Origin of the sequence: Campylobacter sp. JMF_11 EL3, from assembly GCF_027736965.1 — a bacterium.
Taxonomy (GTDB): Bacteria; Campylobacterota; Campylobacteria; order Campylobacterales; family Campylobacteraceae; genus Campylobacter_B.
In genome coordinates this window covers 40,831-67,814 of the sequence record NZ_JAOVTJ010000002.1, presented here as the reverse complement: position 1 = coordinate 67,814, position 26,984 = coordinate 40,831, and the positions used below count along the sequence as shown (strand labels likewise).

Genomic DNA, 26,984 nt, shown 5'->3' with positions numbered 1-26,984 from the left:
CCTCTGTTTTGACTAGAAATATCCTATTTATCGGTTGATGAGAGCAATTTTTGCGATTTTTTGCCTGTGCATTTTAGCGCAGGCAAAATTTGTTTTAAACACAGGCGAGATTATCACGCCTATGCTTGCAGAAAAAATCGAAATTCTAGGCGCTGAGACGCAGGATAAAACTGGCGTAGGCGTCTATGTTCTAGCCACGAAGAGCCTTGGAGATGAGAGTTTAGAAAATTATGCCTTAAATTTCGCTTCAAATTTAAGCTCGCCTTATGCGCTTTTAGTCTTTGCCGAGACCGAGCATAAGGTTGAAATTTACGGCTCGCCTGAGGCGTTAGCGCTTTTTGATAGAGAGCAAATTTTAAGTGTGGGAAGTAATGGGCGTATAATCCCAATCATCGCCTCGCAAAAAAAAGATCTAAACCAAACCCAAAAAATCGGCGTTTATAACGCTGCGCTTTTAAACGGATATGCCGAGATTTGCGACCAAATCGCCGCTTCAAAGGGTGTGAGCTTGGAGAATTCTATCGGCAATACAAACAACAATTTCATAAATTTCTTGCGCTATATTTTTTACGCGACGCTGATTTTCGCGCTAGGCTCATATCTATACAAAAAAGGCAGAAAAAATGGTGCAAAATAAAAAAACTCTCTGGCCCTACGGTATCGCATTTAGCATAGTAGCAATCATCGCAGCGTGCGTAGCGACGATAATTTTCTCGCTAGATTATCCGGTGCATAGCGATAATTTTTACTTCGATAAATACCAAAAAGTCGATGAGAATTACAATGAGATCCAGCTAAAACAGCAAAATTTCGAAAAAAAATATGAGGTAAATTTTGAAATTTCAAATCCGCAAAATACAGAAAAATTTAGCCTAAATTTGCCGATAAAAGCGAAAAATAATGCCAAATTTGATAAAATCTCAGCCGAAATTTTACTCACTAGACCAGATAGCACGACTTTTGATAAAAGGCTTAATACGCAGTTTTTAGATGGTGCGTTACGAAGCGAAAATTTTAGTATCGAAAAGCTTGGCAGGTGGCAGGTAATGGCGAAAATTTCAGATTCCATAGACACAGGATTTTACAAATTTGAATTCAACGCAACCAAAACAACTTCGGGTATTTACGACTTACAGATCCTTGAAGGAGGCCGTAAATAGGGCAGAGGGCGGAATAGTTTTCGCCGAAAGTTTAAGCGAATTTTACAAAAAGGCGGTTTTTGTAAATGGTTTTGATGAGTGCGGGCAGATCGAGCGCACACTTTTTATGCAAGAGGCCGTCAAAAATACCAAAAATGCAAATGAAAAACTCCGTTTCCCAAGTGAATTTTTCGAATTTATGCAACACAAAGATTATCTGTTTAAATTTTTCAAAGAGCTTGCTAGCGAAAAGGTGAGCCTGCAAACTCTCGATTTTAGCGATACTTACGCGCAATACAGCGAACATTTCGAAATCTTAAAAGAGCTTTTGCAAAATTACCAAAATTTTTTGCAAAACGCTAAAAGCTACGATGAAATCACGCTTCCGCAAATTTATGAATTAAACGAAAATTATCTAAAAAGATTTGATAGCATTGAGATTGATATTGACGGAAATCCGAGTAAATTTGAGTTTGAAATTTTAAAGCGAGCTTCGCAGGTTACGCAAATTTATCTAAATTTTAAGGCAAGTAAATTTAATCAAAAAACGCTCCGTAGTATTAGCGAGCTTTGTGGGCTTAACTTTGAGAGCGGATTTAGCTACAAGCTAAATTTAAGCGAGAATAAAATTTTAGAGTCTTACACTGCGCCAATCCCGCAAAATAGCGAAATCGTGCTAAAAGGATTTGAGCTTAGGGCTTTGCAGGCTTGCTATATTTTTGAGAAAATTTCAAAATTTATTAGTCTTGGAATTAATCCGGAAAAAATCGCAGTAATTTTGCCTGATGAGAAATTTGCTAAAACCCTTAAAGCTTTGGACGAAAAAATTAACAAAAACGCCCCAATGCTGAATTTTGCTATGGGCGAAAGTGTCAGAGATAGCCTATTTGGTGTGAGTTTGGCTAAAATTTCAGAGTGCATTAAAGAAAACATAAGGCCAAATTTCAATCCACAATATCTAAATTTAGGCAAAGATACGCCGCGGGATTTGCCAAACGAGTATGATTTGTTTTTTAAAGAGGCTGGGATTAGTGAAGAAATTTTTGATAAATTTAGAGAAAATTTCAACAAAAGCGTAGAATTTGAAGTTTTTGATGCTTGTATAAATGAGCTTTTGCGCGCAGTCAAAACCAAAAACGATGCCCTAGCAAACAAGCTAAAATCGCCAAAATTTTTAATCAAAATTCTAAACGAAAAATTTGGCGAAAACCTTACGCTATCAAATTTGATTGATCTTTTCCTTGGCGAGCTAAAAAATGTCAAACTCGATGATATTAATGGCGGAAAGGTTACCGTAATGGGGCTTTTGGAGAGTCGTGGCGCAAGCTTTGAGGCTGTGATAATCCCTGATTTCAACGATGACTTTGTGCCAAAGCGAAGTGAGGGCGAGATGTTTTTAAACAGCACTCTTCGGGCCAAGGCTGGGCTAATTAGCCACAAAGACAGGGAGGATTTGCAGAGGTTTTATTACTCTTGTTTGATTTTTGGCGCGAAAAAAGTAGCGATTTGCTACCACGACATGGCGGAAAAATCGCCGTCTAGGTTTTTGAAAAATTTTAACACGCAAGAAGATATGGACGAGTTTAGCATGCAAGATTATTTGCGCATTTTTAATGGCAAAATCTATGAAAAGCCAGAATTTAGCGATTTTACGCCAAAGATGGAGCACGATTTTTTTGCCGAGCCTGTTTCGCACGCTAGATTTGATACATTTAGCACATGCAAAAGAAAGTATTATTATTCATATATTTTAAATATCAAAGAGGGGCTGAAATTTGGCGAGGATAACGCTTCTATGGGAAATATCTTGCACGAGGCGTTTGAGGAGTATTACGCTAAATACCCTAAATTTGACTACGCAAAATTTGTGGAAATTTACCTTAAAAAGGCTATGAAAAAAAATGTCGATTTTTACAGCATTTATTATGATTTATGCAGGGTTAAATTTTTGGCTAAAACCATAGTTGAACATGAACAAAAGTGGAATTTTGCGCAAAGTGAGGCGAATTTTGACGGCGTTAAATTTAACGAATTTGCCACAATTAGCGGAAAAATCGACCGCATAGACACAAACGAAAGCGGCGATAGATTTATTATTGATTACAAAAGAGGCGATTACAACGCCAAATCAATGCAGCTAAAATTCTACAAAGCCCTTTTGGGTGATGATGAAATGGAGGCTGCGTATCTCTCGCTAAGGGATAAAAAATTCGCTTTCGATGAAAACGAAAAAGATGATGCCGGAAAAAGTGCATTTGAAATTTTATCTGAAAAATTTGAAGAAATCAGAGCACTTTGCGAAAGCGAAATCAGCTTTGAGCGCGCGAGCAAGAGCGGTGCATGCAAATATTGCGCGTATAAAATAATCTGTAAAGGCGAAATCAATGATTAAGATGAAAACAAATGAAGGCAAGGACGCAAGATATCTAGCGCTTGAAGCTAGTGCGGGTAGTGGAAAGACATTTTCTTTGGCGGTTAGGTTTGTGGGGCTCGTGCTTTTGGGCGAGAATATAAATGAAATTTTGGCCTTGACCTTTACTAAAAAAGCGGCCGCTGAGATGAAGGTGCGTATAATCGATACATTTTCGCTGCTTCACACGCCACAAAAAGAGGCTGAGCTTGACGCGCTTTGCGTGCTTTTGAGCAAGGAAAAAGAGGAAATTTTGCGCCTTAGAGATGAGCATTTGGCGAAATTTATGGATTGCGCTTTAAATATTTCGACCTTTGATGCGTTTTTTGGCAAAATACTGCGCGCGTTCGCCCTAAATGCGGGGATTAATCCAAATTTTCAAAACGACGATAATATACTAAAAGCCCAAAATGACGCCTTTATCAAAGAAGCTTTCAAAAACGATGAATTATCGGGCAAAATGTATGAATATATAAACGATGCAAATTTAAACAAACAAGCGTTTTTTGAGGGCATTAGCGAGCTGTGGGAAAATGGAATAAGTGCAGATATTAGCCAAAGCAAAGCCCCGAATTTAGACGAAATCAATGAAATTTTAGCCCGTATGCACGGAATTTTAGTGCGCAATAAAGCGAGCGATAAACAACTAAATTTTATGTTGCAAACTAACAATATTAGCGAATTAAGTGGCAGGTCGTGGTTTGATAAACCAAGTTTAGATTACAGAACTTTTGCTAAGGCTTTTTCGCCTGATTTAGATGATGCATTTGCAAATTTAAAACGCGCAATGCTTGAATATGCGATAAAATTTGAAAATTACCAAATTTCATCTTTGGCAAAATTTCTAAATTTCTACTCGCAAAACAAAAAAGAACTTAGTAAAAAAAGCGCTAAGATGACATTTTCTGATGTTAGCGTGGGCGTGCATGAGCTGTTTTGCAAAACTGGCGAGATTGGAGAGCACAATGATTTGCTCTATTTTAGGCTCGATTCGAAAATCAAGCACCTTTTAATCGATGAGTTTCAAGACACCAGCGTTTTGCAGTATGAAATCATGCTTCCTTTGATTGATGAAATCGTCGCTGGGCTCGGTCAAAGTGGGCTAGGAAGCCTTTTTTATGTGGGCGATAAAAAGCAAAGTATCTATAAATTTCGCGGGGCAAAAAAGGAGCTTTTCGATTCGCTCAAAGATAGGCATAATCAAATAGTTTTGGAAACTATGCCAAAAAATTATCGCAGTTTAAAGCTTTTGGTTCGATTCGTAAATGCGATTTTTGGGGATTTGGTGGCAAATGAAGAAACGGGCGAAAAATACGATTACAAACCGCAAGAAGCAAATAAATTTAATGAGAGCAAATTTAGCGCAGAGGTTTTAGATAAAATTTTAAAATTCCCAAAAGAAAATAAAAATTTATCGTTTTTTACGCCAGATGACGACGATTTTGGCTATATTTGCGCTAAGACATACGAAGATGTTTGCGAGGGCGCCGTAAGCGAGGCTATACGCTTGATTAAAGAGCATAGTGTAAGCCCTAGCGATATAGCGATTTTGTGCTGGACGAATAAAGATGTAGCAAAGATACAAGAGCTTTTGTCGCTAAAAAATATTTCATCATCGACCGGCGCTACGAAAAAACTAATTGCTACGCCCCAAGTTAAGGCGATTAGCGAGTATGCGAAGTATCTAATTAGCAAAGATGAAATTCACGCTTTAAATATAAAATCGCTTTTAAATTTAAGCGACAAGCTAGAATTTAGCCCAGTTTCGCTAAGTGATGAGCCTGTGAGCGTAGCTAAGACAATCGCTGAAAATTTGGGGCTAAATTTTGGCGATGAAAATTTGCTCATATTTTTTGAAATTTTGCAAAAGTATGATAGCTTCGCGCAGTATCTTTTCGCAGATGATAACAGCGACGCCTATGCCAAGGAGCTTAGCGGGGTCAAGATTATGACAGTGCATAAGTCAAAGGGGTTAGAATTTGCGCATGTGATTTTGTGCGATTTGCTTAGCAAAGGAGGCGGCGATAGGGATAAATTTATGCTAGGTTACGACGGGCAGTGGCGCATAAAATACCGCATGACAAATAGAGAAATTTACGATGCAGAGTATGCAAAATTTAAAAAAGATAGCGAAAATTTGGAACGAGCTGAGGTTTTCAACAAGCTATATGTGGGCTTTACAAGAGCCGAAAAATCGCTGATAATCGTAAAAAAAGGCGGTGTTTTAAACGGAAACAATCCTAGCTATTTTACGCCTTATACTTCAAATAAAGTGGATAAGAAATTTTTAGAAATCGAGGATTTTGAGTATGGCTACATCATACCAAGTAGCGTTACGCCAGCGCTAGTGCAAAAACCAAAAAAGATAAATCTACAACCAGTCGCGAAACAAAATATCACAGAGTATGAAAGAGCCAGCGATAGGGCTGTCGTGGCGGAATTTAGCAAGGTTTATAAGGGCGAGGCGTTGCACTACACGCTTGAAATGCTCGATGATTTTGAGATTTCTAGCTTGGAGAGTGCGCTAAATTTGGCAAAAAATCGCTACGCGAAATATTTGGATTCGAGCGATTTTGATGAGATTAGGCAAAAGGTCGAAAGCTTGTGCGCTAATGAGGAGTTTTTATCATACATATCAGGGTGCGAAGTTTACAAAGAAATTTCGATAAAACGGGAAAATGGCGGAGTTTCTAGGGTGGATTTGATGTGCGTTAGAGATGATGAGGTTTTGCTTTTTGACTACAAAAGCTCTCCGTATTTTTTAGAAAAAAACAAAAAACAGATTAAATCATACAAAAAAGATTTAATCCTATCAAGCAAAAATCCAAATTTGAGTGTTCGCACATTTATCGTGGTTTTAGAAAATTCTGTAAAAATCGAAGAGGTAAAAGAATAAATTTAACTCCCAAAATGGGAGTTAAATTTTAGTATAGCACTACATGGACATTTCGTGGTCCATGCACGCCAAGAACTGTGATAAGCTCGATATCTGCGGTGCGAGATGGTCCCATGATAAAGTTGATATTTGTAGGCAACTCATCTTTTGTAACCTCTGCTAAGGCTTTATCTAAGCTTTCTACAAGGGCATTTTTTCTAAGTAAAATAATGCAGTTTGTCGGAAGCAAGCTAAGAAGTCTTGGTTGTGCTTTTGAGCTAACTACGCAGCATACGCCAAAGTTTGAAACGCCAAGTTTTGCTTGAATAATCGAAGTATCCGCATCAAAAAGCGCTTCTCTTATCTCATTTACTGGTTTGTCAAACGGCAATTTTTCTGCTTGCAATTTGTCTGTTTTAATTGGCAAATCTGAACCAAACATAACTGTTTTTGCGCCGACTGTTTTGACGATCTCTTCTACTAGCGCTTGAAGTCCTTTTTCGTCTGTCTCATGAACAACGGCTTTATTGTTTGTCAAATTTGTCTTAAAGTTTTCATATTTATCGCCTTCGTTTTCGACAAATTTGGTTATATCTAGTGGTTCGATTTCTGTTCTTTTAGCTACTCTGTTTGACCTAATTTTAGCTAAAATTGTCTCTTTGCTACTCATAGATTACTCCTTCGATTTTTTGGATATCTGCGTGTAGATTTCCTTTTAAGACAGGTGCTGAGCGATGTCTTGTCCATAGTTTTACCACAGGGATTGAATCTGCCTTTTTAACTACGAAATTTGAGAATTTAGAAGCTATGGAAATTCCAGTTCTCCACATAAATCCATTTGTAGCAACTGTTCTAAATCCAGCAAATCCCATTGCTTCGATTTTGCTGTGTTCTAGCAAATCAGAGCCTTTTGCCTTTTTCTTACCTTCACCGACTTTATTGCTTCTTAGCTTTCTGATTGTCTCTGCTAACGGAATTTTAACAGGGCAAACTTCGCTACATCTACCACAAAGTGAGCAGAAATTAAGAATATCTGCATTTTTTTCCATACCAAAAAGTTGTGGGCTGATTACTTCGCCGATTGGTCCTGGATATACAGCGTGGTATGTGTGACCGCCGATTTTATCATAAACAGGGCAGTAGTTCATACAAGCACCGCATCTAACGCATCTTAGAGCTTCGAAGTATTCTTCATTTGTTAGCATATCGGTTCTACCGTTATCTAGTAAGACAACATGGACTTCTTTTGGACCGTCTAACTCGCCCTCTTTTCTAGGGCCTGTGATGATGTTGTTATAGCAAGTAATAGGCGCACCTACGGCTGATGGAGTAACAGGCGAGTGAGCGCTTACTACATCTTCAAATGTCTCTAAAACTTTTTCTATACCACAGATTACGATATGCACATCAGGGGCTGTGGTACACATTCTACCGTTACCTTCGTTTTCTAGCAACCAAATGGCTCCTGCCTTGCTAATACCAAAATTTGCGCCTGAAATTCCGATTTTCATCGTTCTAAATTCGTTTCTTAGGTGGTTTCTAGCGATTGCATTTAGTTTTTCAGGTTCGCTCTCTAATGGCGCACCTAAGCGCTCTTGGAAAATTTTACCGACTTCATTGCGGTTTTTGTGAATCGCAGGGACGACGATATGAACAGGCGGATCTTGGATTAATTGGATAATCAACTCACCAAGGTCGGTTTCTTGGGCTTTGATGCCTCTTTCTTCTAAATAGTGGTTTAGGTGAATTTCTTCACTAGCCATTGTTTTTTGTTTTAGAACTTTATCTCCGTTGTGAGATTTTATAATTCGATAAATTATCTCGTTTGCTTCCTCGCCATTTACTGCCCAATGCACTTTCATGCCGTTTTTTGTAGCATTTGCTTCAAATTCGAGTAGTCTTTCATCAAGTGTCGCAAGAGAGTTATTTTTAACGGTTCTTGCTCTGCTTCTTAACTCATCAAAATTTTTAAATTTTGTAGTGCTAAGTCTGTTTCTGTTACCTTGAAGAGTGTGCATTGCAGAGTCAAGGTTTGCTCTTAGTTGTTTGTCAGCAAGCTTTTGATTTACTAAATTTTCATGATTCATCATAGCGCTGCTCCTTCAATTCTTTTGATTATGAAATCATATAGATGAATACCTTTTACTCTTGAACCATTTTTTTTCATAGTTCCTGCGATATTCATCAAACAGCCGCCATCACCTGAAACGATATAATCAGCTCCGCTTTCTTCTATGAATTTAATTTTTTGTTGAACCATAGCGTTAGAAATTTCAGGCTCTTTTACAGCGAAAGTTCCGCCAAATCCGCAACACTCCTCTTCTCTTTCAAGCTCGATTAATTCTACATTTTTGAATTGAGCTAGCAAATTTTTAGCGTTTTGGATTGATTTTTGGACGCGCAAAGCGTGGCAGTTCGAGTGCCAAGTGATTTTTACTTTTTCGCCTTTGTCTTCGTATTTGACATGCAAAACTTTGTCTAAATACTCGCACAAATCATAAACCCTAGAACTAAATTCTTTGACTTTTCCTTCGTATTCTGTGCCTTTGAAAAGCTCGACATAATCGTGCTTCATCATACCAGCACACGAACCAGATGGAACGATAACAGGATAATTTTCGCTAAAAAGATTGATATTGTATAGGGCTATTTTTTTAGTGTCTTCGAAATAACCTGTATTGTAGCTTGGCTGGCCACAGCAAGTTTGATCTTTTTTGAAAATAACCTCTACACCCTCTCTTCTTAAAAGCTTAACTGCATTTAAAGCGGTATCGGTAAAAACCGCGTTGCCAAGACAGGTTGCAAAAAAATAAACCTTATTCACCTTTATTCTCCTTTCTCGAATAAATTTAAATTTAACTAGTTATTTTATCACGCTTTTGGAATATTTTGTATTAAATTTGGATTAAAATAACATTAAATTATAATTAAAATGAAATGTAATTTTTTTATTACAACATTTTTTAAGTTTAAAAAAAGAAAAATTTGAAAATTTTAAAATTTAAGCGCAAAAACAGGATAAAAAATAGTGAAATTCTATCCACAAAGATAGAATTTCACTTATAAAATTTATAGCAATATCACACCGATTATAACGGCTATTATTGCATAAAATACTGCTGGGGCTATATTGTAAGTAAGACATCTAGCCTCACCCTTACCTAGCAAGCCAACAGTCGCACACACAGCAACGATATTGTTGATACAAACCATGTTACCGATAGCACCACCAACATTTTGAAGTGCAACAATAACTTCGGTTTTTAAGCCAACAAGCGTAGCTGTTTCGTATTGAAGACCTGAGAAGAGCATATTTGATACTGTGTTTGAACCAGAGAAAAATGCTCCAAGAATACCAACTAGTGGCGCAACAGCAACATAAGCTTGACCTGAAATATCAGCAAAGAATTTCGCCATAAGCTTAATCATAGAGTAGTTAGTTCCATCGACTGTTGTGCCGACATTTAACATGATTTGAACCAAAGCCAAACCAGCTGCTAGTGGAATTGCTGCTGCTGCAACTTGTTTGAAAGTTTTGCTCCAAGCCTCTTTTACATCATTGCCACTCATTTTGTGCAAGAATATAGTAAGGATAGCAACCAAAATAAATGGAATAATACCTGGTAAATAGCCGTAGTTGAAGCTATATGCAGTGCCAGGGACACCAAACATCAAGTTATCAGGAGCAGTAAATAGATTTATTTTCCAGCTTTGTAGAATTGGTTTTAATCCGATTGCAGGAATACGAGTAACAACTAGTATAAATGAAATAAGGATGTATGGTAACCAAGCCATAAACAATGGCATCTCTTTTTTGCTACTCTCTTCTTGTTTAGGTGCATTTTCAGAAGCCTGAGTTGAACCTATCCAAAATTCTTGCCATTGTGCGCGAGGAACGAAATCCCAATTATCTTTTGGTGTCATAAATCCGGCTTTTGCAGCTACAATAAGAATACCAAGAGATATAAGACCAGCAAGAAGCGATGGTAACTCAATACCCAAAAATTTCGCAGCTATCAAATAAGGAACTATGAAGCTTAAAGAAGCAAGCAATGCAAATGGCAATGCAGGGAAAGCATCTTTAAAGCTTTTGTTTTTACCAAATAGTTTTACCATTATCATAACAACGATAAAAGGAATAAAAATAGCACCTATTGAGTGGATAATAGCAGTGTTTGTACTAACGGTAGTGATATATGAATCTATATTTCCACCGCTTCCTTCTACAAGACTTTGAACGGTAGTTTTAACACCAAATGTAGGGGTTCCAACCGCACCATAACTAACAGGAGAGCTGTTTAAAACCAGACATGCAAGAGCTGCACCAAGAGCTGGGAAACCAAGACCGACAAGAAGCGGAGCTGCCAAAGCAGCAGGTGTTCCAAAACCAGCCGCACCCTCAATAAATGCACCAAACGCCCAACCAATAATCAATACTTGAACACGGCGGTCAGTTGAAATTTTGGTAAAGCCGTTGTTGATTGAGTTCATAGCGCCTGAGTATTTCATGGTGTTTAAGATCAAAATAGCACCAAAAATGATGACTAAGATATCAAACGCCTTCATAAAGCCCAAAAGCACATACGCCAAAACGCTGGTGCCATCGGCATTTACACTAAACGCAGACAGAGCTATACCAATCGCTAAAAACATGGCAACACTAAGCGAGAGCTTAGAACTAAGTTTAAACCCTATCATCATAACCAAAATGACGACAATAGGTAAAAAGGCCAGCAAGGTATGCATCGTTAGATCTCCTTTGCAAGATAAATTTAGATTATCTTTTGATAATTCTCAAATCGAAAGTCTATACAAAAATAAATAAATAATAAATAAAAAAGAATACTTTAATTATTTTTTAAAAAAATTTTAAAGAAAATGTATTTAAGGTGTCAAAATTTCGCCAAATTTTGCCCTAAAAAACTTAAATTCTTTAAATTTTACTTAAATTCAGTTTTTTATAAGGTTATTTCTGTAAAATCCCATTTTTCAAAATTTTAAAGAAGGCGGAAATCATGACAGAAATTACAAAGCCTAGCGAAGTCAAACGCGACTGGGTTGTTATTGATGCAACCAACAAAAGATTCGGTAGAATGCTAACCGAAGTCGCAGTTTTATTGCGCGGCAAACACAAACCATGCTACACACCAAATGTTGATTGTGGCGATTATGTCATTATCGTAAATGCTTCAAAAGCAGTTTTTACAGGTGCAAACAAAGGCGAGGATAAGCTATATCATAGCTATTCAGGGTATTTTGGAAGTCTAAAAAGCGTTAAATTTGAGGATATGTTGAAAAACAATCCTGCTAAATTATACAAACTTGCAGTTCGCGGTATGCTTCCTAAAACAAAACTAGGTAAAGCAATGATTAAAAAGCTTTTCGTTTATGAGGGTAGCGAGCACCCACATACAGCGCAAACAACAAGTAAAGGAAAATAATTATGGCAACAATTTACGCAACAGGCAAAAGAAAAACAGCCGTAGCTAAGGTATGGTTAAAACCAGGTAGCGGTAAAATGGTTGTAAATGGTATGGACCTAAATACTTGGCTTGGCGGTCACGAAGCTATTAAATTAAAGGTTATTCAACCACTTTTAGTTACAAAACAAGAGACATCTATGGATATCACTGCTCAAACACTAGGCGGTGGCTATTCAGCTCAGGCAGAGGCGTTGCGCCACGGTATTTCACGCGCACTTGCAGCTATGGATAAGGATTTCAGAGCAGCTCTAAAACCAAAAGGTCTTTTAACTCGCGATTCTCGCTCAGTAGAAAGAAAGAAATTTGGTCGCAGAAAAGCGCGCAGAAGCCCACAATTCTCAAAAAGATAATAGGGTTTTGGCTGTTATTTTTCAAGGTTTTTTTAAACTTAATTGGAAAATTTTAAAAAATTTTAAAAAAAGATTTACTATAATTAAAAGTTTTAAATTCATTTCGAAAGGATGTTTAATGAAAAAAGTTTTACTTGCACTAAGCTTGTGTGCATCAAGTGCATTACTTGCAACAGATGCGGATTATCACTGGGAGATTACTCCTACAATCGGTGGCATGACTCACGAAGGTAACATGGATTTGGATTCAAATTTCATGGCAGGTCTTCGCCTAGCTAAAAACCTTCAAGATTCATTTATCGATCAAATCGAGTTAGGTTTTGACTATTCTCGCGATATCGGTTTAGAGGACCTTGCTCACAGAAATGGTGGCAAAGAGCCAAACGCTAAATACTACCACATCAATTTGGTAAAAGATTTAGTAAATTTCACTGACAACTTCAAACTATATGGCTTAACTGGTGTTGGTTATATGGATTATAGCAAAGATGTATATAATGACGGCGACCAAGACAGCGGTTTCTGGCAATATGGTCTAGGTATGAAATACTACATCACAAGAAACTTCGCTACAAAACTTGAAGCAAGAGACGCTATCAGATTCGAAGACGGCAACCATGTTCTATTCTACACACTTGGCTTCGCTGTTGATTTCGGTAAAAGATTCGCTGACGCTGCTGCAACTGGCTGCGTAGATTCAGACAATGACGGCGTATGCGATGATATGGACAGATGCCCAGGCACAGCTGCTGGTGTAGTTGTAGATGAATACGGCTGCGAAAAAGTAATCAGACTAAACCTAGGCGTAAATTTCGCTACTGATAGCTCAAAAATTTCAGATGAATACATGAGCGAAATCAAAAATGTAAGCGACTACCTAAATGAGCACTCAGATTACAGCGTAATCCTAGAAGGCCACACAGATAGCACTGGTTCAGATGCTTACAACCAAAAACTATCTGAGAGAAGAGCAGCTGCTGTTGCTGGCGCATTGCAAAACTTCGGCGTTGATGCTGCTAGAATTTCTAGCGTAGGCTATGGCGAGTCTCAACCAATCGCTACAAACGCTACAAAAGAAGGCCGCGCTCAAAACAGACGCGTTGATGCTAAATTTAGAAAATAATCTTTCTAAAAATTTTAAGCGGGGCTTAGGCTCCGCTTTTTTTATTTACAAAAATGCAGAAATTTAACACTACAATTTTATTTGATTTAGACGGGACTTTGATAGATTCTACCTCTGCGATTTTGGAGGGTTTTGCTTATGCTTTTTCTAAAATGGGCGAGGCTTGCCCAGATGATGAAGCAATCAAAAAACTAATCGGCTATCCACTCGATGAAATTTTCGCTGGACTTGGTGTAGTGGGCGATACGAGCGAATATGTAAGGCTCTACAAAGAAAAATATGTCAAAATTTATCTAGATCAAACCACGCTTTTGCAGAGTGCTTACGAAGCTGTGGAATTTGGTGCTAAATTTGCAAATTTAGGCGTGGTTACCACGAAAACATCGAAATTCTCTAAACTCTTGCTAGACAAACTTGGCGTTGGCGAGTTTTTCAGCGTGATAATCGGCAGAGAAGATGTAGAGCATGTCAAACCGCACGCCGAGCCTATTATAAACGCGATGAAGGGATTAGGCTTGCCTGTGGATAAGAGCGTTTTTATGGTGGGCGATACGAAGCTAGACGCACTAGCAGCGAGCAACGCCGGAGCGCGTAGCGTAGGTGTAATGTGTGGGTATGGCGATGAGGCGCAGCTTAGAAAGCACTGCGAGTTTGTCTGCGAAAACGCTTATGCAGCGGTGAGTTTAATCAAACAAAATTTATAATTCCCCTTGGGCTATCGTCTAATGGCAGGACAACGAACTCTGGATTCGTGAATATAGGTTCGACCCCTATTAGCCCATCCAAATTTTACTTCCACAAATTTTCCAAAATTTTTATGAAATTCCTTTCAAAGCCCCCATTTTAGCATACTTTAAGATTTTTTTAAGGGGGGGGGTATAATGACGAAATTTATCTGAGTTTGAAATTTGGATAAAATTTTTTCGAAAGGATTTTTATGAAATCAAATTTGGCTAAAATTTTCTTAGCAACTTCTTTGGCTTGCGCTTGCAGCTTCGCAGACGAGGGCGCATTTATCGGTATTGGTGGCGGATACAACTTCGCTGGCGATGTAGATGTCTCAGATGTCGGCTCACTAGATAGCGTCAAACAAGGCGTAATCAGCGTCAAGGGCGGTTATGATTTCGGCGATTTTAGAGCTTACTCACAATACAACTACAACACAAAGTATTCAGAGGAAGTCTATATGGATAACACCCTTCTAGCCAAAGGCGAGCTTAGCGGACACGAGCTATTAGTAGGCGCAGACTACACGCCAGCGCTTAGCTCAAACCTAAAACTAGCCGTTGGCCCATATATGGGTCTTTCGCTGCTAAAAGTCAGCCTAAGCGATGGCGAGTTTAGCGATAGCCAAACTCAAAAAGGCTTCATCATCGGCGGCCATGTGGGACTTATCATAGATAGCGAGATTGGTCAGTTCGAAGCAGGTATCAAGGCTGATAAATCATGGCACAACGGCACTAGCGATTGGCCAGATTTCGACAAATCTACATTTGGCGGATATGCTGGATACAACTATAAATTTAACTAAAACTTCTTGTAACCCTGAAATTTGGCGAATTTGCGTTCGCCAAATTTTGCTAAATTTTATATTTTCGCAAACACTGCCTCGAATTTGTCTGATTTGTCATTGCGAGTGCGCACCGCGCGCGTGGCAATTTAAGAAATTTCTGCACCTTTAATTTGTCATTGCGAGCCAAAAAAAGCGTCAAGACGCTTTTTGCACGGCGTGGCAATCTACGACTTTGAAATTCCTTGCGCTAAATTTGCTGTCATTGCGAGAAAACGAAGTTTTCGAAGCAATCCAGTAAAATTCAGAGTAAAATTCAACCTAAATTTTGCATTGAACGATTTTTTGAATTTAACCTGCGCCGTGAAATTTCTTGTAAGGGGGAGGGCGCGCTTTTTGCGAGACGCTACCCTCCCCCTTACCAACCCCCACCCCTGTAAAACGCTAGAAGTGGCTAAATTTAAAAAGCGTTGCTTTTTAAATTTAGCTAGTTTTATTTTTACGGAAATGCTTCGCATTTCTTTGCAAAGATAGATTGAGTAAATTTTTGCCTTAAATTTCGCCAAATTTTATTTGATTTTTTCCTTGCCTTTGTATGTGGCGACGACCTTTGTGGTGCCGTCTTTTTTGATTGCGATGACATCGTAAATCTCAGGCTCGGCGCCAACTTCCATACCAGGGCTTTCTAGTGGCATGGCAGGAACTGCGATTCCTACAATATCGCTTGGTTTTTGATTTAGGATTATGCGGATTTCGCCTGCTGGGACATGGCCTTCGACGACATAGCCATCAATCAGCGCAGTGTGGCAGCTAGCAAGCTCCAATGGGACTTTTTCGTCGTATTTTTTTTGGATAAAAGCTTCATCGTCTAGGTAGATGTGTTTGGTTTCAAAGCCATTTTCGCGCAGATAAGCCGACCATTTGTGGCAGCACTCGCAGGTTAGGCCTTGATAAATTTCGATGAAATTACTAGCGTGCAAATTCGCGCAAAATACGCCAAAAAGCGCTGTGGAGAGTAAAATTTTATTCATTATAAATCCTTTGATTACAAAAATTGTGGCGATTATATGACAAAAGATTAAATTTTAAAAATTCCTTGCCAAATTCGGCAAGGAAGGTGGATTATAAGCATTTTGAGATTGCTGATGAGATCGCAGATTTAGGGACATAACCCTCAGAATCGCTAGTCAAAGAGACATCGCAACCTGGTTTGTAGTTTTTCCAAGTGTAGATATTACCGTTGTTTGCGGTAGTGCGGATAGAATCTGGCTGTTTATTCCACGCTGAAATTACTTGGTTGATATGAAAAGCATCGCTTTTATTGACTACGGCATCGGTTGTGCTTGCATCTGGTAGGTTCTCTTCGACCATTTCTACGGTGTCGTTTGAGACCTCTTGGACTTTGTCTGTCACGCCACTTATGCTTGGCTCATTTGCTGGGGCAGTGGTTTGAGAAGCGCTTTGAGTGCGTGCGCCGGTTGGTTGGTTGGCTATATTCCAGTTAGAACAGCCTGTGAAAATAGCGGATAAAAGGATTATCGCAGCTAATTTTTTCATCTAAATTCTCCTAAAATAAATTCAGGCTGATAGTATCACATTTATGTTTAGTTTAAAATTAAAACTGCAAATATCTTAAATTTTATTATGTGTTTCAGTAGGAATTTATAAAATTTAAGATAAAATCCTAAGTTTATTACCAAATCGGGCTATTAAATTTTGCAATGCAAATGCCCTTTTGGCTACCAAATTTTTAAGGAGCTTTGATGTATGCAATCATCAAACACGGCGGCAAGCAATATAGAGTAGAAGAGGGAAACTACCTAAATCTAGATCATTTTGCAGCAGAGCCAAAAAGTAAAGTCGAACTTAGCGAAGTTTTAGCGCTAAATGACGGCGAGTTAAAGGTAGGTGCGCCATTTGTTAAGGGTGCAAAGGTGGTTTTAGAGGTCGTTACAGAGGGTAAAGACAAAAAAGTCGTAATCTACAAAAAACGCAGAAGAAAAGACTCAAAATTAAAACGCGGTTTCAGACGCCAATACACTCGCGTCAAAGTTGTCGCAATCAACGCATAAAGGATAGCTAATGGCACACAAAAAAGGTCAAGGTTCAACCCAAAATAACCGTGATAGTATCGGACGCCGCTTAGGTGTGAAAAAATTCGGTGGCGAGTTTGTTAGAGCTGGCAATATCATCATCCGCCAAAGAGGCACTGCAACTCACCCAGGTAGCAATGTAGGTCTTGGCAACGATCACACAATCTTCGCTCTAATCGACGGCGTAGTAAAATTCGAGCGCAAAGACAAAAATCGCAAACAAGTATCAGTTTATCCTGTTGCGTAATTTTAGGGGCATTTCGCCCCTTTTCTTCTTAAAATTTCCACTTTAAAAAGTATTTTTAACCGATTTGGCTATAATTGCCGTTTTTAAATTTAAGGATTGTTATGTTTATAGATAGTGCAAAATTTAGTGTAACTTCCGGCAAGGGCGGAGCAGGGTGCGTAAGTTTTAGACGCGAAAAATTTGTCATTTTAGGCGGACCTGACGGCGGAGACGGCGGAGCAGGTGGCGATGTATTTTTTAAAGTAGATAAAAACTCTCACACTCTCTCATTTTATAAGGGCAAACGCGCTTTCAAAGCCCAAAATGGCGCGCCTGGCGAGGGTCGCAAGAAAACTGGCAAAAGTGGCGAGGATCTATATCTCATAGTGCCACCTGGAACGGCGGTGTATGACGATGATAGTGGCGAGCTTTTGCTTGATTTGACGATTGACGGGCAAACGGAGCTGTTTTTAAAGGGCGGCAAAGGGGGCCTTGGAAATGTGCATTTCAAAAACTCAGTAAATCAGCGCCCAGAATACGCCCAACCAGGGCTTCCTGGCGAGGCAAAAAATGTGCGATTAGAGCTAAAACTCATCGCAGATGTCGGACTAGTAGGCTTCCCAAATGTCGGCAAATCCACGCTAATCTCTGTCGTTTCAAACGCCAAACCCGAAATCGCAAACTACGAATTCACCACAATCACGCCAAAGCTTGGCATGGTTAGCGTAGATGAGTTTAGCAATTTCGTCATCGCTGATATCCCTGGTATCATCGAGGGGGCGAGCGACGGCAAGGGGCTTGGGCTAAAATTTTTGCGCCATATCGAGCGCACTAAAATTTTGCTTTTTATGCTTGATCTTGCAAATTATCGAAGCCTAGGCGAGCAATACCGCGCACTTCGCGCCGAGCTTGAAAAATTCTCGCCAGATCTCGCAAAGCGCGCCTTTGCGATTGCGCTTACGAAATTTGACGCATGCGAAAATTTTGAGGAAAAATGCGATGAATTTTTGTGCGAATTTGGATATGAAAAAAGGCAAGATTACGAAATGTTTGGCAAGCTCGATGAGAGCAAACCAGCCTTTGTTATGGGGATTTCAAGCGTTGTGGGCGCAGGTATAAACGAGCTAAAATTTGAGCTATTTAAACTTGTGAAAAAAGAGGAAAAATGAAAATAGTTTTTATGGGCACGCCAGAGTATGCGACGACGATTTTAAGGGCATTGGCGGCTAAATTTGAGATTGTGGGGATATTTTGTCAGCCAGATCGCCCTGTGGGTAGAAAACAAATTTTAACCCCGCCAAGCGTGAAAATCTGGGCGCAGGAAAATTTAAAAAGCGTGCCGATTTTTCAGCCAAATAGATTGCGCGAGGGCGATAATGAGCGCATTATCAGGGAGCTTGCACCCGATTTTATCGTCGTGGCAGCGTATGGTCAAATTTTGCCAAAAGGGATTTTAGAGATTGCGCCGTGTATAAATTTGCACGCTTCTATTTTGCCAAAATTCCGTGGCGCTAGCCCTATCCAAAGCGCGATTTTAGCGGGAGAGGCGCAAACTGGCGTAACGGCGATGCTCATGGACGAGGGGTTAGATACTGGCGATATGCTGGGTTTTGCCCGCACTTCGTGCGAGGGCAAAATGGCTAGCGAGCTTTTTGACGAGCTTGGAGAGTTAGCAGCGGGGCTGATTGTCAAAGTTTTGCAAAATTTCACCCAAATTTCGCCTATTAAACAAAACGATGCCCTTGCTTCGCATTGCAAAAAAATCCTTAAATCAGACGGTCTTGTGGATTTTAATGAGAATGCAAGCGAGATTTATAATAAATTTCGCGCTCTAACTCCGTGGCCTGGAATTTACACTGCCTCGGGGCTTAAAATTTTAAATTTAGAGTTAGCGCAGGATTTCAAAGACAGAGAATTTGATAAATTTGGGCAAATTTTAAGTATCCAAAAAGACGGATTTTGCCTTTCTTGCAAAAGGGGCGCGATTAAAATCACGGCCTTGCAAGAACCAAGCAAAAAGCCCATAAGTGCGAGTGATTTTATAAATGGCAAACGCCTGGGCGTGGGCGAGTTTTTATGCAGATAGAATTTGCTGGGATTTTGCCCTCGACGCAAAGCGAATTAATCGAAAGATTGAAAAATGGAAGCGTTCGCGCGCCGTTTTGTCTAGTGGCGCAGGCGCAAAGTAGCGGTCTGGGCTCACGCGGAAATAGCTGGGAGAGTGCAAGCGGAAATTTGGCGTTTTCGTTTTGCATGGAGATTAGTGATTTGCCAGAGGGCGTGCCACTGCAATCGAGCAGTATATATTTTGCGATGATAATGAGAGAATTTCTCGCTTCGTGCGGTTCTGAAATTTGGCTTAAATGGCCAAATGATTTTTACATAAATGATCGCAAAATCGGCGGAATTTTGACAAAAAAAATAAAAAATATCCTAGTTTGTGGCATAGGTATAAACCTAGTTAGCGCGCCCGAATTTGCGGGTATATTAGACATAAAAATCACTCCAAAAGACGCTGTGGAGGGGTTTTTAAATTTATACAAAAATAAAATCTCGTGGAAGCAAATTTTTAGTAAATTTTCGTTACAATTTCGCCTGTCTCAAAATTTTTGCGCTCATATCGAGGGCGAAAAGGTCCCACTCTCGCAAGCGCAGCTTTGCGACGACGGGGCGATAATAATAAACAAAAAGAGGATTTATAGTTTAAGATGAGCGAGATAATAACGATTGCAAACCAAAAAGGCGGTGTAGGCAAGACAACCACAGCGATAAATTTAAGCGCGTCGCTTGCGATGAAAAAAAAGCGAGTGCTTCTAATCGATGTCGATCCTCAGGCAAACGCCACGACTGGGCTTGGGTTTAACAGAAGCGATTTTGAGTTTAATATCTACCATGTCTTAACTGGTCGCAAAAAACTCTCCGAAGTCATACAAAAAACACAAATGGAGTATATGGATCTAGCCCCTTCAAATATCGGTTTGGTGGGTATCGAGCGCGAAAGTGCAGACGAGGCTGATTTCAAACTAATCCTAAAAAACAAAATCGAAGAGATAAAAGATATATATGATTATATCATTATCGATTCACCGCCTACGCTTGGCAGTATCACGGTAAATGCCCTGGCAGCTAGCAATAGCGTGATAATCCCGATCCAGTGCGAATTTTACGCATTAGAGGGTGTCGCACTCGTGCTAAATACCATAAAAATCGTCAAACAAACCATAAATAAAAATTTGCAAATCAGGGGCTTTTTGCCGACAATGTATTCTGCGCAAAACAACCTTGCCAAGGAAACCGTGGCGAATTTGCAAGAGTATTTTGGTGAAAAGCTATTTTACATCGGCAAGGACAAAAACCTTGTCGTAATCCCACGCAATGTAAAACTCGCCGAAAGCCCAAGCTTTGGCAAACCGGTAATTTTATATGATAAAAAATCGGCTGGTTCGCTAGCGTATCAGGATTTAGCAAAAGCAGTAATGGAGAAAAGATGAGCAAGGTCAAAAAAAGTGTGCTAGGACGGGGTTTAGGCAGTATTTTAGAAGATGTCGAAAAGGCATACACAAAAGAGCTAGAAGATGGACAATCTGAAAATTTAGTCATCGAAATTGATGTGGATAAAATTTCGCCAAATCCATATCAACCAAGGCTAAATTTCAACGAAGAAGCACTTCGCGAACTAAGCGAGAGTATCCTTAGACACGGCCTTATCCAGCCAATCGTAGTCATCGAAAAAAATGGCGCCTATGTCCTAATCGCCGGCGAGAGAAGACTAAGAGCAACCAAACTAGCAGGTCTAGGCAAAATCAAAGCCGTCGTAGCGGACCTTGGTTCGCAAAACATGCGCGAACTAGCCCTAATCGAAAATATCCAAAGGGAGAATTTAAACCCAATCGAGCTAGCCAAATCATACCGCGAACTAATCGAAGAGTATAAAATCACGCAAGAAGAGTTGGCTGATATCATCAAAAAATCCCGCACGCAAATTACTAACACCATGCGTTTGCTAAATTTATCAGCCCCGCTCCAAGATGCTTTGCGCACGGAAAAAATCAGTCAAGGCCATGCTAAGGTCATCGTAGGTCTTAGCGAAGATGAGCAAATTTTGGTTTTAAATACAATCACTGGGCAAAAACTCAGCGTCAGAGAGACCGAGGATTTGATCAAAAAGCTAAAAAGCAAAGAAAATGTCAAAACTGCAAACAACCATAAAGAATTCCAAACCTTTAAGCCAGAACTTATGAAGCTGAAAGAAAAATTAAACAAATTTGGAAAAATCAGCGTGAAAGATAAGAAAATTCTCATAGAATTTAGCGAAATTTCACAAATTTCAGATTTTATGAAACAGATAGGTTAAAATTATATTAAATTTTAATCTTAATTATTGTAGTATCCCAAGTTTATATAAAATTTAGCCAAGGAGGTGTAATGCTAGAAATTAGTGTATCTGCAATGCTGACGACAATCATTGTGTTTTTAGCTCTAATAGCATTTTTAAATACCAAGCTTTACAAACCGCTTCTTGCGCACATGGAAGCGCGCGAAAAAGCGATTAGAGAAGATGAGGAAAATGCTAGAAAAAACGCACAAGATGTTGATTCTAACAAAGCAGAGATAGCAAAGGTTCTTGACGCTGCGAGGGTCGAGGCAAGTAAAATTAAGCAAGAAGCGGTAGATAGCGCAAAAGAGGTTGCTAGCAAGGAAATTGCTGAGCAAAAAGCTAAATTAGAGGCCGATTTTGCGAAATTTAGCGAAAGCTTAAACGAGCAAAAAGCAAGCTTAAAAAGTGATTTGAGTGCGAAAATCCCTGATTTCAAAGACGAAATCAAATCTGCACTTTCAAAAATTTAAGGAGTCGGCGTGAAAAAATATCTAATTTTCCTTATTTTGCCACTTATCTCGCTAGCTAGCGGACATGACGGCCCCAAAGACTACGATATAGTATGGAGAACGATAAATTTCGTATTGTTTTTCGGCATTTTATATTACCTTCTAAAAGGCCCTGCAAAAGACGCTTTCAAAGCCAGAATCGATAGTATCGCTAAACGCCTTGAAACAAATCAAAGAATTTTAAAAGAATCAAATGAGAAAAAAGAACAAGCAAAAAAAGATTTAGAAGAGGCAAAAGCCCAAGGCGCTTCGTTAATCGAAACTGCTAAAAAAGAGGCTGTGTTTGCAGCTGATAAAGTAAAAGCAATGAGCGAGCAAGAGATTAAAAATTTAAACAAATCTTTCGCTGAGCAAAAAGATTTCGAAACACGCCGTATCGAAAAAGAGGTCGTAAATGAAATCTTAGATGAGGTTTTTGCAAAAGATACTATGGAATTTAAGCAAGACAAGCTTCTTGATATCATTGAGAAAAAGGCTGTGTGATGATAGATAATACGGCGAAAAAATATGTAAGCGCGCTAATTAAAACCTATAAAAAAGACGAATTAGGCGCTGTTTTAGGCACATTGGAGACTATCTCATCTGCGTTTAAGGTTTCAAAATTTGGCGATATTATAAAATCTCCAACAATCAAAGACGCTGATAAAGTGAATTTAATACTTTCTTTTATCAAAGATCCAAGCGATAAAATCGTAAATTTCATCAAATTTCTTGCCAAAAACAGAAGAATTGGTTTGATTCCTCAAATCACAGATGATTTGCGTAAAAATATCTCTGCTATGGATAACAAATTCCACGGCAAAATTTACTCAAATCAAGATATTAGCGAGGATAAAATCAAAGATTTGCAAGGCAAAATTTCAAAGAAATTTAACGCCGAAATTTTACTCGAACTAGTCAAATGCGACTATGAGGGTATCAAAATCGAGGTCGAGGATTTGGGATTTGAGATTAGTTTTTCAATCGATAGATTGAAACAAAAAATGAGTGAATATATTTTAAAAGCAATTTAATAAGGAGTAAAGTGTGGGTGCGAAAATTAAAGCAGACGAAATTAGTAGCATAATTAAAGAGCGAATTGAAAGCTTTGATCTTAGCGTTGATGTCGAAGAGACAGGTAAAGTCGTATCTGTCGCGGATGGCGTTGCTAATGTTTATGGCCTAAAAAATGTTATGGCTAATGAAATGGTTGAGTTCGAAAACGGCTCTCGCGGTATTGCGCTGAATTTGGAAGAAAGCAGTGTCGGTGTCGTTATTTTGGGCGATACAAGCGGTATCAATGAAGGAAGTAGCGCAAAAAGACTTGGCAAACTTTTGCGTGTTCCAGTAGGCGACGCGCTAATCGGACGCGTTGTAAATGCCCTTGGCGAGCCGATTGACGGCAAAGGTCCAATCGATACGAATACAACAAGATTCGTTGAAGAAAAAGCAAAAGGCATTATGGCTAGAAAATCAGTTCATGAGCCACTTCAAACAGGTCTTAAAGCGATCGACGCCCTTGTTCCAATCGGTAGAGGTCAAAGAGAGCTAATCATCGGCGATAGACAAACAGGTAAAACAACCGTTGCAGTTGATACTATCATCAACCAAAAAGGTCAAGATGTTGTTTGTATCTATGTTGCTATCGGTCAAAAACAATCAACCGTAGCGCAAGTCGTTAAAAAACTAGAAGAATACGGCGCTATGGAATACACTATCGTAGTTTCAGCTGGTGCTAGCGAGGCCGCTGCACTTCAATACCTAGCCCCATATTCAGGCTGCACAATGGGCGAGTATTTCAGAGATAACTCACGCCATGCTTTGATTATTTATGATGATTTAAGCAAACACGCTGTTGCATACCGCGAAATGTCATTGATTTTAAGAAGACCACCAGGTCGCGAAGCTTATCCGGGCGATGTTTTCTATCTTCACTCTCGCTTACTTGAAAGAGCTAGTAAGCTAAGTGATGCTTTGGGTGCTGGTAGCTTAACAGCGCTTCCTATCATCGAAACACAAGCGGGCGATGTTTCAGCATATATCCCTACAAATGTTATTTCGATTACTGATGGTCAAATTTTCCTTGAATCAGGTCTATTTAACTCAGGTATCCGCCCTGCGATCAATGTTGGTCTCTCAGTTAGCCGCGTTGGTGGTTCAGCGCAAATCAAAGCGATTAAAAAAGTTTCAGGCACACTTCGCCTAGACCTTGCTCAATACCGCGAACTTCAAGCATTTGCACAATTTGCAAGCGATTTGGACGAAAGCAGTAGAAAACAACTAGACCGCGGTCAAAGAATGGTTGAAATCCTAAAACAACCACCTTACAGCCCGCTTCCAGTTGAAAATCAAATAGTTATCATTTTTGCAGGTAGCAAGGGATATTTAGACGATGTCGCACCAAGCGCAATCGGCAAATTTGAAGCCGAGCTTTATCCATTTATCGAGGCTAAATACCCTGAAATTTTCGAGCAAATCAGAACCAAAAAGACTTTGGAAAAAGATTTAGAAGAGAATTTGGCAAAAGCATTAAATGACTTTAAAGCGACATTTTCGGCATAATAAGGCTAAAAAATGGCAAATTTAAAAGATATTAAGTTAAAGATAAAAAGCGTAAAAAATACAGAAAAAACAACAAAAGCTATGAAGCTTGTTTCTAATGTAAAGCTTAAAAATACCAAAGAAGCTGCTATGCGCTCTCGTGCTTATGCTGTGAAGATCAACGATGTTCTTGGCGAAATTTCAGCACGAATCAAAGACTATGTAGCCGCTAGCGTGGGTGATGATGATAAGCTAAAAATTTTTAACACAAGCAGAGAAGTCAAAGTTGTTGATTTGCTTTTTATCACAGCAGATAAGGGACTTTGCGGTGGTTTTAATATCAATACCATTAAACAAGTAAAAGCCCTAATCGAAGAGTATAAAGCGAAAAATGTAAAAGTTCGCCTAAGAGCTGTGGGCAAAAAAGGCATTGAGTATTTTAACTTCCAAGGTGTCGAGCTTTTAGAAAGATATGTTGGCGTAAGCTCATCGCCAAATCCTGAGAAGGCTAACGATATCGTAAATGCTGCGGTTGCTGATTTTAGAGAGGGCAAAACTGATAAAATCGTTCTTATCCACAATGGATATTTGAATATGATTTCGCAAGAAATGAGAGTCTCTACCCTCGTGCCTATCGGACAGCCAGAGATTGATGAGAGTGCTTTTAAAACTGGTTCTGTAATGGAAGTAGAAGTTCAGTATCCAGAAGATGAAGAAATTTTGATGATGAATTTGGTGCAAAGCTATTTGAGTTATAGTATGTATTATGCTCTGATAGATTCACTTGCAGCAGAACATTGTTCTAGAATGAATGCTATGGAAAACGCGACAAACAACGCAAAAGAGCGTGTCGCTCAGCTAAATTTGGCATATAATAAAGCTAGACAAAGTTCTATTACTACTGAGCTGATAGAGATTATCAGTGGCGTAGAATCAATGAAATAATAAATGAAAGGAGAATTAATGAAGGGAATAATTTCTCAGGTAATGGGTCCTGTCGTTGATGTTGATTTCAATGACTACTTACCTAAAATTAACGAAGCTATCGAAGTCAAATACGATGTCGAAGGCGAATCAAAAAGATTAATTTTAGAAGTTGCAGCTCACTTAGGTGATAACCGCGTAAGAACAATCGCTATGGATATGAGCGATGGTTTGCGCCGTGGTTTGGAGGCCGTGGCACTTGGTGCGCCTATTAGCGTTCCTGTTGGCGAAAAAGTTTTAGGTAGAATTTTTAATGTTACAGGCGATTTGATTGACGAAGGTGAAGAAGAAAATTTCGAAACTCGCTGGTCAATCCACAGAGATCCACCAAGCTTCGAAAATCAAAGCACAAAAAGCGAAATTTTCGAAACCGGTATTAAAGTTGTTGATTTGCTAGCTCCTTATGCAAAAGGTGGTAAAGTTGGTCTATTTGGCGGTGCTGGCGTTGGTAAAACCGTTATTATTATGGAGCTAATCCACAATGTTGCTTTTAAACACAGCGGTTATTCTGTATTTGCTGGCGTTGGTGAACGAACAAGAGAGGGAAATGACCTTTATAACGAAATGAAGGAATCGGGCGTTTTGGATAAAGTTGCCTTAACCTATGGTCAAATGAACGAACCACCGGGAGCAAGAAACCGTATCGCTTTGACAGGTCTTACAATGGCTGAGTATTTCCGTGATGAGCTAGGACTAGATGTTTTGATGTTTATCGATAACATTTTTAGATTTTCTCAATCAGGTTCAGAGATGTCAGCGCTTCTAGGACGAATTCCAAGTGCCGTTGGTTACCAACCGACTTTGGCAAGTGAGATGGGAAAACTTCAAGAGCGTATTACATCAACTAAAAAAGGTTCAATTACATCAGTTCAAGCTGTTTATGTTCCTGCTGATGACCTTACAGACCCTGCTCCTGCAACGGTTTTTGCTCACCTTGATGCAACAACCGTTCTAAACAGAGCGATTGCAGAAAAAGGAATTTACCCTGCGGTTGATCCACTTGATTCAACTTCAAGAATGCTTGACCCTCAAATCATCGGTGAAGAGCATTATAAAGTAGCTCGTGGTGTTCAAGCTGTGCTTCAAAAATACAAAGATTTGCAAGATATTATCGCAATTTTGGGTATGGACGAGCTTAGCGAAGAGGATAAACTTGTGGTTGATAGAGCTAGAAAGGTTGAGCGTTATCTTTCACAACCTTTCTTTGTCGCCGAAGTCTTCACAGGAAGCCCGGGCAAATATATCAGCCTTGAAGAGACTATCGCTGGATTTAAGGGAATTTTAGAGGGTAAATATGATGATTTACCTGAAAATGCTTTCTATATGGTAGGAAATATTGACGAGGTAGTGGCAAAAGCCGAAAAAATGAAGGCATAGGAATCTG

General features: G+C 39.3%; 28 protein-coding genes and 1 tRNA gene. 23 read left to right on the top strand and 6 right to left on the bottom strand.

Annotated features, from left to right (window positions below; all coding sequences use genetic code 11):
- Window positions 1-37: 37 nt before the first annotated feature.
- From OFN67_RS03850 to OFN67_RS03835, 4 genes are read left to right on the top strand one after another with little or no spacing between them, the layout of a single operon-like run.
- Entirely contained in the window at window positions 38-637 is a 600-nt protein-coding gene (locus OFN67_RS03850) for a TPM domain-containing protein (RefSeq protein WP_270868459.1), read from the top strand.
- Window positions 624-1,160 (top strand): 4-hydroxy-3-methylbut-2-en-1-yl diphosphate synthase, encoded by a 537-nt coding sequence (locus OFN67_RS03845; protein ID WP_270868458.1) that lies wholly within the window; start codon window positions 624-626, stop codon window positions 1,158-1,160. Before OFN67_RS03850 ends, OFN67_RS03845 begins: the two co-directional genes overlap by 14 nt.
- Entirely contained in the window at window positions 1,090-3,531 is a 2,442-nt protein-coding gene (locus OFN67_RS03840; protein ID WP_270868457.1) for a PD-(D/E)XK nuclease family protein, read from the top strand. The genes OFN67_RS03845 and OFN67_RS03840 overlap by 71 nt, the downstream gene beginning before the upstream one ends.
- Entirely contained in the window at window positions 3,524-6,445 is a 2,922-nt protein-coding gene (locus tag OFN67_RS03835; protein ID WP_270868456.1) for a RecB-like helicase, read from the top strand. Before OFN67_RS03840 ends, OFN67_RS03835 begins: the two co-directional genes overlap by 8 nt.
- 28 nt (window positions 6,446-6,473) lie before the next feature.
- Here the strand turns inward: OFN67_RS03835 and OFN67_RS03830 are convergent, their stop codons facing one another.
- The 4 genes from OFN67_RS03830 to OFN67_RS03815 all read right to left on the bottom strand — a co-directional run bounded on the left by OFN67_RS03830 (window position 6,474) and on the right by OFN67_RS03815 (window position 11,122).
- Window positions 6,474-7,094, bottom strand: coding sequence for a LutC/YkgG family protein (locus OFN67_RS03830; RefSeq protein WP_270858394.1), 621 nt, complete (start codon window positions 7,092-7,094; stop codon window positions 6,474-6,476).
- Entirely contained in the window at window positions 7,087-8,514 is a 1,428-nt protein-coding gene (locus OFN67_RS03825) for a LutB/LldF family L-lactate oxidation iron-sulfur protein (RefSeq protein WP_270865878.1), read from the bottom strand. Before OFN67_RS03825 ends, OFN67_RS03830 begins: the two co-directional genes overlap by 8 nt.
- Window positions 8,511-9,248 (bottom strand): (Fe-S)-binding protein, encoded by a 738-nt coding sequence (locus OFN67_RS03820; RefSeq protein WP_270868455.1) that lies wholly within the window; start codon window positions 9,246-9,248, stop codon window positions 8,511-8,513. The genes OFN67_RS03825 and OFN67_RS03820 overlap by 4 nt, the downstream gene beginning before the upstream one ends.
- A gap of 245 nt (window positions 9,249-9,493) precedes the next feature.
- Entirely contained in the window at window positions 9,494-11,122 is a 1,629-nt protein-coding gene (locus OFN67_RS03815; RefSeq protein ID WP_270868538.1) for an L-lactate permease, read from the bottom strand.
- A gap of 317 nt (window positions 11,123-11,439) precedes the next feature.
- Between OFN67_RS03815 and rplM the strand changes: the two genes are divergently transcribed.
- From rplM to OFN67_RS03785, 6 genes are all read left to right on the top strand, one after another.
- A complete protein-coding gene (gene rplM / locus OFN67_RS03810) occupies window positions 11,440-11,865 on the top strand; it encodes a 50S ribosomal protein L13 (RefSeq protein WP_270868454.1) in 426 nt (141 codons plus the stop codon).
- 2 nt (window positions 11,866-11,867) lie between these two features.
- Entirely contained in the window at window positions 11,868-12,257 is a 390-nt protein-coding gene (rpsI, locus tag OFN67_RS03805) for a 30S ribosomal protein S9 (protein WP_270858389.1), read from the top strand.
- Between the two features lie 118 nt (window positions 12,258-12,375).
- Window positions 12,376-13,380 carry an OmpA family protein gene (locus OFN67_RS03800; RefSeq protein WP_270868453.1) on the top strand — a complete coding sequence of 335 codons (1,005 nt, stop codon included), beginning with the start codon at window positions 12,376-12,378 and terminating at the stop codon, window positions 13,378-13,380.
- Window positions 13,381-13,433: 53 nt separating this feature from the next.
- Window positions 13,434-14,084, top strand: a complete 651-nt coding sequence (locus OFN67_RS03795) for an HAD family hydrolase (RefSeq protein ID WP_270858387.1) — start codon at window positions 13,434-13,436, stop codon at window positions 14,082-14,084.
- A 7-nt stretch (window positions 14,085-14,091) separates the two neighbouring features.
- Window positions 14,092-14,165, top strand: a tRNA-Gln gene (locus OFN67_RS03790).
- A 152-nt stretch (window positions 14,166-14,317) separates the two neighbouring features.
- Complete coding sequence (locus OFN67_RS03785; RefSeq protein WP_270868452.1) at window positions 14,318-14,911, top strand: hypothetical protein; 594 nt, start codon at window positions 14,318-14,320, stop codon at window positions 14,909-14,911.
- A 548-nt stretch (window positions 14,912-15,459) separates the two neighbouring features.
- Here the strand turns inward: OFN67_RS03785 and OFN67_RS03780 are convergent.
- Both OFN67_RS03780 and OFN67_RS03775 read right to left on the bottom strand, forming a co-directional pair.
- Entirely contained in the window at window positions 15,460-15,921 is a 462-nt protein-coding gene (locus tag OFN67_RS03780; RefSeq protein ID WP_270862181.1) for a DUF411 domain-containing protein, read from the bottom strand.
- Window positions 15,922-16,012: 91 nt separating this feature from the next.
- Entirely contained in the window at window positions 16,013-16,447 is a 435-nt protein-coding gene (locus OFN67_RS03775; RefSeq protein WP_270858384.1) for a hypothetical protein, read from the bottom strand.
- Between the two features lie 206 nt (window positions 16,448-16,653).
- Between OFN67_RS03775 and rplU the strand changes: the two genes are divergently transcribed.
- From rplU to atpD, 13 genes are all read left to right on the top strand, one after another.
- Window positions 16,654-16,962 (top strand): 50S ribosomal protein L21, encoded by a 309-nt coding sequence (rplU, locus tag OFN67_RS03770; protein WP_270858383.1) that lies wholly within the window; start codon window positions 16,654-16,656, stop codon window positions 16,960-16,962.
- Between the two features lie 10 nt (window positions 16,963-16,972).
- Window positions 16,973-17,230, top strand: a complete 258-nt coding sequence (gene rpmA, locus OFN67_RS03765; protein WP_270858382.1) for a 50S ribosomal protein L27 — start codon at window positions 16,973-16,975, stop codon at window positions 17,228-17,230.
- Between the two features lie 101 nt (window positions 17,231-17,331).
- Complete coding sequence (gene obgE / locus OFN67_RS03760; RefSeq protein WP_270868451.1) at window positions 17,332-18,378, top strand: GTPase ObgE; 1,047 nt, start codon at window positions 17,332-17,334, stop codon at window positions 18,376-18,378.
- On the top strand, window positions 18,375-19,295 hold the full coding sequence (gene fmt / locus OFN67_RS03755; RefSeq protein ID WP_270868450.1) for a methionyl-tRNA formyltransferase: 921 nt from the start codon (window positions 18,375-18,377) through the stop codon (window positions 19,293-19,295). Before obgE ends, fmt begins: the two co-directional genes overlap by 4 nt.
- Window positions 19,286-19,921, top strand: a complete 636-nt coding sequence (locus OFN67_RS03750) for a biotin--[acetyl-CoA-carboxylase] ligase (protein WP_270868449.1) — start codon at window positions 19,286-19,288, stop codon at window positions 19,919-19,921. The genes fmt and OFN67_RS03750 overlap by 10 nt, the downstream gene beginning before the upstream one ends.
- A complete protein-coding gene (locus OFN67_RS03745) occupies window positions 19,918-20,700 on the top strand; it encodes a ParA family protein (RefSeq protein WP_270858378.1) in 783 nt (260 codons plus the stop codon). Before OFN67_RS03750 ends, OFN67_RS03745 begins: the two co-directional genes overlap by 4 nt.
- Window positions 20,697-21,563, top strand: a complete 867-nt coding sequence (locus OFN67_RS03740; RefSeq protein ID WP_270864843.1) for a ParB/RepB/Spo0J family partition protein — start codon at window positions 20,697-20,699, stop codon at window positions 21,561-21,563. The genes OFN67_RS03745 and OFN67_RS03740 overlap by 4 nt, the downstream gene beginning before the upstream one ends.
- Before the next feature lie 71 nt (window positions 21,564-21,634).
- Window positions 21,635-22,057, top strand: coding sequence for a F0F1 ATP synthase subunit B family protein (locus OFN67_RS03735; RefSeq protein ID WP_270858376.1), 423 nt, complete (start codon window positions 21,635-21,637; stop codon window positions 22,055-22,057).
- A 9-nt stretch (window positions 22,058-22,066) separates the two neighbouring features.
- A complete protein-coding gene (locus OFN67_RS03730) occupies window positions 22,067-22,579 on the top strand; it encodes a F0F1 ATP synthase subunit B (protein WP_270858375.1) in 513 nt (170 codons plus the stop codon).
- The gene (locus OFN67_RS03725) at window positions 22,579-23,109 is read left to right on the top strand and encodes a F0F1 ATP synthase subunit delta (RefSeq protein ID WP_270858374.1); all 531 of its coding nucleotides are present in this window, start codon (window positions 22,579-22,581) and stop codon (window positions 23,107-23,109) included. Before OFN67_RS03730 ends, OFN67_RS03725 begins: the two co-directional genes overlap by 1 nt.
- A gap of 13 nt (window positions 23,110-23,122) precedes the next feature.
- A complete protein-coding gene (gene atpA, locus OFN67_RS03720) occupies window positions 23,123-24,637 on the top strand; it encodes a F0F1 ATP synthase subunit alpha (protein WP_270858373.1) in 1,515 nt (504 codons plus the stop codon).
- 12 nt (window positions 24,638-24,649) lie between these two features.
- A complete protein-coding gene (atpG, locus tag OFN67_RS03715; RefSeq protein ID WP_270858372.1) occupies window positions 24,650-25,561 on the top strand; it encodes an ATP synthase F1 subunit gamma in 912 nt (303 codons plus the stop codon).
- An 18-nt stretch (window positions 25,562-25,579) separates the two neighbouring features.
- Window positions 25,580-26,977 carry a F0F1 ATP synthase subunit beta gene (gene atpD, locus OFN67_RS03710; RefSeq protein WP_270858371.1) on the top strand — a complete coding sequence of 466 codons (1,398 nt, stop codon included), beginning with the start codon at window positions 25,580-25,582 and terminating at the stop codon, window positions 26,975-26,977.
- The last annotated feature ends 7 nt before the right edge of the window (window positions 26,978-26,984 follow it).